Origin of the sequence: Gelidibacter sp., from assembly GCF_039916245.1 — a bacterium.
Taxonomy (GTDB): Bacteria; Bacteroidota; Bacteroidia; order Flavobacteriales; family Flavobacteriaceae; genus Gelidibacter.
In genome coordinates, this window is the sequence record NZ_JBDSLS010000269.1 from 1 (window position 1) to 10,542 (window position 10,542).

7 protein-coding genes are annotated in these 10,542 nt (G+C 39.7%); 1 reads left to right on the forward strand and 6 read right to left on the reverse strand.

Annotated elements, in window-relative coordinates; all coding sequences use genetic code 11:
- From ABIQ28_RS13790 to ABIQ28_RS13805, 4 genes are all read right to left on the reverse strand, one after another.
- A partial coding sequence (locus ABIQ28_RS13790; RefSeq protein WP_348038286.1) for a glycoside hydrolase family 20 zincin-like fold domain-containing protein occupies positions 1 to 445 on the reverse strand: 445 nt, incomplete at its 3' end.
- A 31-nt stretch (positions 446 to 476) separates the two neighbouring features.
- Positions 477 to 1,433: a M20/M25/M40 family metallo-hydrolase gene (locus ABIQ28_RS13795; protein ID WP_348038288.1), complete on the reverse strand. Its 957-nt coding sequence runs from the start codon at positions 1,431 to 1,433 to the stop codon at positions 477 to 479.
- A complete protein-coding gene (locus ABIQ28_RS13800; RefSeq protein ID WP_348038290.1) occupies positions 1,433 to 3,133 on the reverse strand; it encodes a beta-N-acetylhexosaminidase in 1,701 nt (566 codons plus the stop codon). Before ABIQ28_RS13800 ends, ABIQ28_RS13795 begins: the two co-directional genes overlap by 1 nt.
- A gap of 30 nt (positions 3,134 to 3,163) precedes the next feature.
- Entirely contained in the window at positions 3,164 to 5,266 is a 2,103-nt protein-coding gene (locus ABIQ28_RS13805; protein ID WP_348038292.1) for an alpha-L-fucosidase, read from the reverse strand.
- A 221-nt stretch (positions 5,267 to 5,487) separates the two neighbouring features.
- On the opposite strand from ABIQ28_RS13805, the gene ABIQ28_RS13810 reads away from it, so the two are divergent.
- Positions 5,488 to 8,106, forward strand: a complete 2,619-nt coding sequence (locus ABIQ28_RS13810; RefSeq protein ID WP_348038294.1) for a sodium/solute symporter — start codon at positions 5,488 to 5,490, stop codon at positions 8,104 to 8,106.
- 255 nt (positions 8,107 to 8,361) lie between these two features.
- On the opposite strand, the gene ABIQ28_RS13815 is transcribed toward ABIQ28_RS13810, so the two are convergent.
- Complete coding sequence (locus ABIQ28_RS13815; protein ID WP_348038296.1) at positions 8,362 to 9,150, reverse strand: DNA-formamidopyrimidine glycosylase family protein; 789 nt, start codon at positions 9,148 to 9,150, stop codon at positions 8,362 to 8,364.
- Between the two features lie 168 nt (positions 9,151 to 9,318).
- Positions 9,319 to 10,542: response regulator (locus tag ABIQ28_RS13820; RefSeq protein WP_348038298.1), on the reverse strand; the 1,224-nt coding region annotated here is incomplete at its 5' end.

A 10,542-nucleotide genomic window follows, 5' to 3' on the forward strand; every position in this document is an offset into this window, starting at 1 on the left:
ATGGAATTAAATAGGTGGTGGTTTGAGAACCCTCGGCAGTTTCAGCTGCTACTAACTGCTTCAAAGTTTGAACGCCATAAAAATAGCCTGCAGCGCCATTTGCCAAAATGCTTATTTTTTTTGGCGATACCACTAATTCGTAGGCTTCTGGGCCAAGATCTTCCTTTTTCTCAAAACTGATAGAAGGACCATAACTTTTAACTACGGAAGATTTAAAACCGGCAGTTTTTGTAATATATGCTTGAAAATCCGCGGCGGCGTTTTGCTGCTCTTCAAGATCTGCGAGAATTTGTTGCCCGTCAGTAATGGCAAAAGAGCCTTCGTTTAAATCTAAAGAAGCTGGTTTTGGAAGCAGTGCAATTTCAGAAGATGAAAATGACCTGGTTCTTTCTTCGCAATTGGTTAAAGTTAGGAGTGCTATCAAAGCAATTGGAATTAGTCTCATTTTTAGTGTTTAGTAGTTAACATTTTAATTTTTAATCTTGCGGAATAAATTCCATTTTATAATCCGTCGTTGCAAATGCCATTAAAGCGGCATAAATATAATCGCTGACTTTTTTCTGTCCTGGAAAGTTTATCAAATCGGCAATATCTTCCGGCAGATGGTATTGCGGATGTGCGCCCGTATGGATGCCTAAAACGGACAGTCCAGCTTTGTAAAAGGATACATGGTCGGAACCTCCGACAGAACCCGCATGAACCACAGGCGTTAAGTTTAAGGAATCTCCCAGATTTTGCATAAATTCCACACCATTAGGAAAGGTGCCTGCTCCGTTCATATACACATGATTCGCTTCATTTAATCGGCCCACCATATCCATATTGATCATTAATTTGATTTGTGAAAGAGGCACTAACGGATGGTCTATAAAATATTGACTACCTAATAAACCTTGTTCTTCAGCTCCAAAGGCTATGAAAATGACACTGCGTTTTAAGTTATGCTTGTTGGCGGCAACTTTCTCTGCAATTTCTAAAAGTGTGGCGGTGCCACTGGCATTATCATCGGCACCGTAATACACGGTATTTCTTTGGTCTGATTTTGACGAAGGGCCACCCATGCCCAAATGATCGTAATGTGCACCTAAAATGATGTATTCATTTTTCAATACAGGATCATTACCCTCCAGATAAGCTACCACATTGGAAGTTTTAGCGAGGCGCTTTTCAGGTTCTCCTTTGTCGACACGTAAACGTGCTTTAAATTTCTGCTGGTAGCCTTTTTCCAAAGGAAGTAGGCCTTGTTTTTTGAAATCTTTGATGATGTATTTGACAACGTCCCGGTTGGCTTTAGTCCCAGGATAGCGACCTGCATTTTTTTCTGATGCCAAGAATACGATATGGTCTTTGATCTCGTTTTCAGTGATTTCTGCTTGCGAAAATGCACTAAAGCAAATAAAGTTTAAAAGTAGAAGTAGAGCTGTTTTTTTCATTATTTAGTTTCTATTGGGAGGTCTGATTGGGTTTCAAAAATATGTTTCGCGTAATTCAATCCCATGGCATCATAGCGTTTTCTCATGGTGTTAAGACGCGTTTTAAAATCTTCAAAATCCCTATTCTCTTTTGACGACCATACGACTTCCGATAGGGCCGTCATGCGTGGTAAAATCATATACTCGACATAATCCGAGGTTTTCATGTATTCTGTCCAAACATTGGCTTGCGCACCAAGGATGTATTTGTTTTCAGCGTCGGTTAATTCCTTGGGAGTAGGATCATAGGCATACACATCGGCAACTGTTGTTTTGCCGCCAATAGCCAAGGGTTCGTTTTCTTTATCTTCAGTTTGGTAATGATCAAAATAGCACGAATGGCCCGGAGTCATAATAACATCATGGTGCTGTTTGGCTGCTTCAATCCCACCTTTTTCGCCTCTCCAGGACATCACGGTAGCATTAGGCGCCAAGCCACCTTCCAAGATTTCATCCCAGCCAATGATTTTTTTGCCCTTGCCATTTAAATATTTTTCAATGCGTTGGATGAAATAACTTTGCAGTTCATGTTCATCGGCTAAGTTATTATCTTTCATTCTTTTTTGGCAATTAGGACATCTTTTCCAATTGGCTTTAGGACATTCATCGCCACCAATATGAATATATGCGGATGGAAATAACGGAATCACTTCGGCTAATACATCTTCAAGAAACTGGAAGGTTTCTTCATTTCCTGCACAAAAAACATCATCAAAAACGCCCCAAGTTTCTTGAACAATTTTTGGCATGCCGTTGGCTTGTACTTCTTTCCCTGCCTTTGATCCCATGTTATTAGTGACCACTGTAGGTTCTTCAGGGAAACAGCTTAAAAAAGGATAAGCTGCAATTGCTGCGCTAGCATGACCAGGTAATTCTATTTCTGGAATGACGGTAACATGTCTTTCTGCAGCGTATTTTACAATGTCTTTGACTTCTTCTTGCGTGTAAAAGCCGCCATATTCGGTTTCGTCATTTCCAGTGCCTGGATGGTGTCCTATAATGGTACCATATCTTTTGGAACCTATTTCTGTGAGTTTTGGATATTTTTTAATTTCGATGCGCCAGCCTTGGTCTTCGGTTAAATGCCAATGAAACGTGTTCATTTTATGCATGGCGATGAGATCGATATACTTTTTGATAAATTCTACAGGAAACATATGCCGCGCTACATCAAGATGCATTCCTCTGTAGGCAAATCTAGGATGGTCTTTAATGGTTACGGCTGGAATACTGACATCAGTTTGAGGTGCGATAGAAGCAGGCATCAACTGTCTCAAGGTTTGAATGCCATAAAAAACCCCTTTAGATGTTTTGCCTGAAATTACAATATTATCGTAGGTTACTGAAATGTCATAGCCTTCCTCATTTTCTATAGCATCATCAATTTTTAATTGGATATTTCCCGAAGAACCTTCTTTAAAACCGACCGTTGATTTGCTGAGATGACTGAGCATATCCGCTAAATATTCGCCCTCATTTTCTAAATCTGATGCAGCAGAAACCTTCGTGTTTGAATTTACTAAAAATCTGCCCGATTGCATTTCTAAAGACACTGGCTGTGGAATGATTTGATAATCTGACGTGGCATTCAGATGGTATTTGTTCGGATTGTTACAAGCCAAAAACAAAAAGGAGACCACTAAGGCTAATGAAATTCTCATAGGATTCAAGTTATTAAATTATTTAAAGGTTTATTGCGTGCTAACGCCAATCTCAGCGATAAGCGCTTGATCTTTATCATTCATGATTTTATCGGCCATCAATCGGATGTATTTTACTGAAGCTGTTTTTGGGAGCATGACTTTTTGTTGCATCGGATTCGAGATGATGTTTGAAAACTCGCCTTCAGATAATTTTGTCCAATTTTTACCATCCATACTGCCATAAAAACTATAATGTGTAATCACACCGGAAACCCATCGGTCTTGACTCGGGGTGTAGGTGAAACCTTTTATGGTGGTTGTTTTGCCCAAATCGATTTTATAATCAGAAAGCAACTTTTTGTTGGCAGACCAGTTTGTTAATGGATTATCGTCAATAGCTTCTTCTGTGATGGTTGAACCGTTTGCACTAGATATTTTCCAAAGACTTTTGTTGATGTCCAAACTTTCGGTAATGATATCACTTTGACGTTGAGTTTCAGGATCGATTGAAAACGCTTTAATAACTGTTGGTTGTTCAATTAGAAATGGCTCTGAATATTTTGAAGATGCCGTCGTGGGCTCTTCGCCATTTAAAGTATAATACACAGTGAGTCCTTGTTCGGGCGTCAGTAAGCTTACTTCGCCTTGCTTAGTTCTGCTTATTGTTGGAACATCAACCACTAATGGGGCATGGTAAACCCCAATGTTTGAAATGAGTGGAGGGCCTTTGGCATCTTCAATATTGAGTCTGATTTTGGTTGCTGTGATATCTTCCAACCTTAAAATGCGTTTGTAGCCTATGGTGGTTTGGTTGTCGATCGTTTCCCATTTTCCATCCACTTTAGCTTCCAATGAAAATTGCTTCACACGTTGTCCTAACGGAATATATTCCTGAACCAACAAACGATTAAAGACAGTTGGCTTTTCAAAATCTATGGTAATAGAAGCTTTTATGATATCATCGTTGGTTGTCCAATAAGTGTTTTTATCGCCATCCACGGCATTACTAGCGTTGTATTTAGTAGAATTGCCACGGACATGATTGGCGGAAGTTTTCGATTTTAAAGCTAAATTATTTGCAAAATCTTCTTTGAGTTGAGCGGTTAATTTTTTGAGTTGTTTTTCGTCATTTTCATGAACCAAACCTCTTCTATCCACAGGAAGGTTTAATAAAAGTGTGCTATTCTGACCAACTGATTTATAGTAGATGTCTAATAATTCCTTCAAGGTTTTGACCTTGTTATCTTCAGATTTGTGATAGTACCAACCCGGACGGATGGACACATCGGCTTCTGCAGGGACCCAATGGGTTCCGTTTTCTTGACCCATGGAATATTTTTCGGCATATTCGGGCATGCCTCCATAAATGGAATCTCTTAATAAAGGCGACCAGGTGGTTTCGTAAGCAAAACCATGTTCGTTGCCCACCCAACGTGCATCAGGACCATTATCACTCCAAATAATAGCATTTGGTTGGAGTTTTCGAATTAAAGCGTTGGTGTTTTCCCAATCATAATAGGTTTTTTTATCGACGGTGCGCACCTCATGAGCACCACCATAATAACCGTCGCCACCGTTGGCGCCATCAAACCAGACTTCAAATATATCGCCATAATTGGTCAATAATTCGGTCAACTGATTTCTGAAATAGGTAATGTATTCTGGTTTACCATAATCGGCGTTGTTTCGGTCCCAAGGCGAAAGGTAGATGCCCATTTTGAGTCCGTATTCTTTACAAGCGTCAGCCAATTCTCTAACAACATCGCCTTTGCCGTTTTTGTAGGGAGAATTTTTTACGGAATAATCCGTGTATTCTGAAGGCCATAAACAAAAGCCGTCGTGATGTTTATCAGTTAAAATCAAACCTTTCATGCCTGCTTCCTTGGCAATTCTGGCCCATTGACGGACATTCATTTCGGTGGGATTGAACAACTCGGGAGACTTGTTGCCGTAACCCCATTCATCATCCGTAAACGTGTTAATGCTAAAATGGATAAAACCGTAAAGCTCCATTTCTTGCCATGCCATCTGTTGGGCAGTGGGAAGCGGTCCTATCGGTTTTGGCGCATCGACGGAAGCACAGGATTGAAGAAAAATTGCGAGAATGAACAGCGCATAAATCTTATTGTATTTAAAACGTGGACAGGCCATTATATGTGTTTTTCTTGACTTAAAAAGATGTGTATAACAAATTTAGAAATTAATATGTTATACATAATACAAATAGTCATATTTTCTTAACTTAGCGAGATAAGTTTTATATTTCAATCGCTTTTTTGATTTTTCAATAGTTTAGTGGTAACACAAAAATGACGGAATTTTAATCGGAAGGCAAATTAAACCAACCAGTTTTATAACATAAAGTTTGTAATATGAAAATAATTAAGAAGACGGCCATTTTATTGGTGCTATTTTTAATCTGCATGCCATCTTTTGGACAGGAAATCTCTAAACTCGATGTAAAGAATCTTCCTAATTTGCCTGCACAAAAGGGTGCTACCGAATCGCTTGGTTATGCGGGAATGTTAGGCGGCGCTCATAATGGGGTTTTGATAGCTGCTGGCGGTGCTAACTTTCCAGAAGGCTTGCCTTGGGAAGGTGGTAAAAAAGTATGGAGCAAAGCCATTTATATTTTTGAAAATGGCCAATGGCGTATCTCGGCAAAACAATTGCAAATGCCATTAGGCTACTCGGCATCGGTTTCCACTGAAAACGGGGTCTTGTGCATGGGTGGTAATAATGAAGCGCTCACAAGTGATGTTGTATGGTTGATCTCATATAATAGTGTGACTAAAGATGTTGAGATTACTGAATATCCGAAACTTCCAGAACCGTTGGGTTTTTCTTCGGCAGTCATCGCTGACGGATTTGTGTATCTGGTAGGCGGTTCGAATGGTCAACGCAGCACGAATTCATTTTATAGATTGGCTTTAAAGGATGCGAAAAATTGGGAGAAATTAGCTGATTTCCCCGGCTTGCCAAGAGCGCTACATACCACGGCGGTTCAGGAAACACAGACCAATCAAAAGTTATTTGTCATTGGTGGACGCCATGAAGTGGCCGGACAAAAATCAGAAACCCTAACCAATTATCTGACCTACGATTTTAAAAAACAAACCTGGAATGATGAAGGGGATTTGCTTATAGAGGGTCAACCTCGAGTATTGATGGGGGCTTCGGCTGAAGTGATGGGTTCCATGCACATCATGGTTTATGGCGGTAGCGATGCAGTGCTTTTTGATGAATTGGAAACGATTGCCTTAGATATGGGCAAAATGCCAGACGAGGCTACTGCAACGGCATTAACCTCCAGAAGAGACGCTATTTTAAACAACCATCCTGGATTTTCAAAGGATATTTTGGCTTATAATACTATTACTAAACAGTGGTTTGTGTATGCGAGTTTAGACTCTGAGATTCCAGTTACAGCACTTTCATTTAAAGATGGCAATGATTTTCTGATCGTTTCCGGTGAAGTGTCGCCTGGCATTCGTACGGCTGCCGTAGAATCCTTCAAAATTGCTGATGCCGCACACCCGTTCGGATTTCTTAATTATACGGTTCTTGTTGTGTACTTATTGATATCGGTATTGATTGGGCTTTATTTTGCTCGCAAACAGAACTCTACTGAAGACTACTTTACAGGTGGCGGTCGCATCCCGTGGTGGGCGTCTGGCTTAAGTGTTTTTGGAACTTTGCTCAGTGCCATTACGTTTATGGCGATTCCGGCCAAATCTTTTGTGACGGATTGGTCCTTTTTCATGCTCAATATTACAGCCATTCTAATTACCCCTGTCATCGCCTTTATTTTTATTCCCTTCTTTAATAAACTGAAAATAAAAACAGCTTATGAATATTTGGAAGATCGCTTCAATTATACCGCGCGTGCTTTTGGAAGTTTGTCTTTTATCTTGTTTCAATTAGGACGCATTGGGATTGTGTTGTTGCTGCCTTCGTTGGCCATCTCCATTGTCACGGGAATTCCTGTGGAGACCAGTATTTTAATCATGGGCGTACTTTGTGTATTCTACACGACGTTTGGAGGAATTGAAGCCGTGGTTTGGACCGATGTGATGCAAGTGGTCGTGCTTTTGGGCGGTAGTATTGTAGCCGTGGTATGGATCATGATGCACACGGAAGCTTCGTTTGGCGATATGATATCTTATGCTTCGGATCGCGATAAATTCAATATTGCCAATTTTGATTTCAACTTTACCGAATCTACGTTTTGGGTGGTGTTTATTGGTGGATTGGCGTCGGCCATGGTGACTCAAGGTACCGATCAAACCATTGTGCAACGCTATTTAACAAGTTCCAGCGTCAAGGATTCTCAAAAAACTTTATATACGAATGCCGTATTGACTTTGCCAGCAACGATTATCTTTTTTGGAATCGGAACCTTGTTGTTTATGTTTTATTCTGAAATGCCAAGCAAATTATCGCCGGCTATTTCCAATAACGACTCTATTTTTCCGTGGTATATTGTACGTGAATTGCCAATAGGCGTTTCAGGTTTGTTGGTGGCGGGAATTTTCTCGGCCGCCATGTCGAGCATTAGTAGTAGTTTAAATTCTGTATCCACGGCGTATTGTAATGATTTCCATTTGCACTATAAGCCTAAAGTAGATGATAAAAAGTTATTGCGAATTGCAAGGATCGCTACGATGGTTACTGGTATTCTTGGCGTGCTTTTGGCGCTTTGGATGGCAGGTAGCAACATTAAATCACTTTGGGATCAATTCTATCGTTTCTTGGGACTTTTTACAGGCGGTTTAGGTGGGATGTTCCTTTTGGGAATGCTGACCAAAAAAGCCAATGCCAAAGGAACCTTGATGGGCTTGGTGGTAAGTGCCTTAGTCATTTGGTACATCAGCGCCTTTACTGAGATTAGCTTTTTAATGTACTCGTTTTTCGGTGTTGCTTCGTGTTTTGTTTTCGGATATATTTTTAGTTTGATGTTTCAAGATAAAGACAAGAGGGCGGGAGTTTAAAGATTATTGTTTGAGCCTATAAAAGTCTTTTTCGGTTTATTTGGGCGTGACCCTAAAGGGTCGGGCTATCCGTTACAAGTCCTCGCATCCCCGATAAATATCGGGGATGCTGTGGGCTTTCCACTTCTATCCCTCACGCAAAAAAGGTTGGAAAGTTTAAACCAATGCTCTAACATACAAAAGTGTTATTCCCAAGATTCTTAAGAAACATAAAGATTTCAATATTTGAAATTCTCCATAAATTTTCAATTTAAATTACTTGATCATTTTCTGATATTTAGGAGAGAAATAAGTAGATCTACCGCCCACTTTTATTTTTTGAATTTCAGCGCCAGTATGAAAGCAAATTCCACCTTCTTTTCTAAAATGGATTAAAAAGTCTTCGGGGAAATCATCGTAATGGGCATCGTTTTCTAGGGCCACTTCAATCACTTTTTTCATGGCTTTGAAAATCGTCTCAATGTTATTTTCGGAGAGGTTTTGTACTTTCGATTCCGGATGAATTCTAGATTGGTACAAAATTTCATCGGCCATCCAATTGCCAATTCCTGCAGCGACACTTTGGTCCATGAGCACTGCTTTGATAGCTGTTTTGCGACTGTTTAAGGAGGCTTTAAAATCTTTCAAACTTAAGTCTCTGGCGTCATCGCTTAATTTGTGCGCTGCTTTATATTCGGGAATTGAGTCGATCAAATCCCACCAACCGAATTTGCGCTTACTTTCAAAGGCGAAATGAAAACCATTTTCAAAAGTGAGCACAATATGGCCGTATTTTGGACGGTCTTCTTTGGCTCTATAATAGGTAGGTTTCCCGGTCATGCCGAAATGCATGACCAATACTTTTTTGCCTGAAGTCTTTATAAATAAATACTTTCCGATCCGTTCGGTTGCGGTGAACTCTTGGTTAATAAGATTGGCTTCAAAATCTGATTTTGATTTTTTAAGCAGTCGGTTTTCGCGACATTCAAAGGCGGTAATTTTTTTATGGAGCGCGGTATTGTCTATATAAACTTTGTAACCTTCGACTTCTGGTAGTTCTGGCATTGTTTTTTATTTCCGCCTAAATTAATTGAAATTTAGGCCATAGTCTGATCGGACAAGTGGAAATTTTAACTCATTTCGATTTGTTGATTGTGAAATGTGTTTGATATAATTTTATGCCGACAGGTTTGAAATTGAGGGCGTTCAAACGGCCACTTTACAGGCGAAATCCTATGTAAACGAACTTACTTCATACTTGGCTAAATACTCATCAACGCCATGCTTTTGAGCTTCCTTCTTAAAGTCGGCTGGACTCTTTTGGAATTCTTTTTTAAAGCATTTTGAAAAATACTTAGGATCATTAAATCCGCTCATAAAAGCGGCTTCTGAAATTGTGTAACCTTGTTTGGTAATGAGAATGGCGGCTTTCTTCAATCGCAATAACCTTACAAAATCAACTAAACTTTTGCCTGTAAGAAATTGGCATTTTCTATACATGCTGGAATAGCTCATGTTTAAAGGGATAGCCAGTTCGTCAATTTTGAAATCAGCATCTTCCAATCGTAAGTTGATGTTGGCTACTAAATTCTCAAGGAAAATTTCGTCTTGCGATTTTTCCAAGGAGACTTCGGGGCTTGAAATAACTTCTTTTCGGTATTTGGAGATGATATGGTCTTTGGCGATCAGAATGTTCTGAATTTTTAACAGCAGTTCATTCGTGTTGAACGGTTTGTTAATGTACTCGATGGCGCCCGATTTTAAACCTTCTATTTTAGAATGGGTCGAGTTTTTGGCGGTTAATAAAATAATGGGAATGTGTTTTGTAAGCTGATCGTCCTGCAGTTTTTTGCACATTTCGATGCCGTCCAATTCGGGCATCATAATATCGCTTAAAATCAAGTCTGGAATATTGCTTTTGGCGTAATGATAGCCTTCAATGCCGTTTTCGGCTAAAATAATATTGTAATGCTCCTGTAAGAGTTCTTTCAAGAAGATTTGTAAGTCCAACGTGTCTTCCACGATAAGGATCGTTTTATTCAAGACTTTTGGGTTCAGGTATGCTTGTGGTACAATTAGGTTTTCTAATTGGAATTCAGTGGAATTCTCTTCATAGTCGGCCGTGACTCTTTCTGAATCGGTATAAGCTTCCTCGTGGATTGGGAAAGTAATGGTAAATGTGGTGCCATCCATGGGAGAGGATTCCACTTCAATATTTCCTTTATGTAAATCTATAAGTTCTTTGGTAAGCGCCAAACCGATACCTGTTCCTTTGTTTTTCTTTCCAGTGGTGGATTGATAAAAGAGTTCAAAAATCGTATTTAATTCTTCTTTAGGAATTCCTGAGCCCGAGTTAGCCACTGAGAGCATGATCATTTGTTTTGAATTGATCGGAGTCACGGTTAGCACAATATTACCTTCTTTGGGCGTAAATTTAAAGGCATTGGAGAGCAGGTT

What these genes read in the sequence shown, in the direction of transcription:
- ABIQ28_RS13795 (WP_348038288.1), bottom strand. Translation starts at nt 1,433, where the DNA reads ATGAAAAAAACAGCTCTACTTCTACTTTTAAACTTTATTTGCTTTAGT.
- ABIQ28_RS13800 (WP_348038290.1), bottom strand. Translation starts at nt 3,133, where the DNA reads ATGAGAATTTCATTAGCCTTAGTGGTCTCCTTTTTGTTTTTGGCTTGT.
- ABIQ28_RS13805 (WP_348038292.1), bottom strand. Translation starts at nt 5,266, where the DNA reads ATGGCCTGTCCACGTTTTAAATACAATAAGATTTATGCGCTGTTCATT.
- ABIQ28_RS13810 (WP_348038294.1), top strand. Translation starts at nt 5,488, where the DNA reads ATGAAAATAATTAAGAAGACGGCCATTTTATTGGTGCTATTTTTAATC.
- ABIQ28_RS13815 (WP_348038296.1), bottom strand. Translation starts at nt 9,150, where the DNA reads ATGCCAGAACTACCAGAAGTCGAAGGTTACAAAGTTTATATAGACAAT.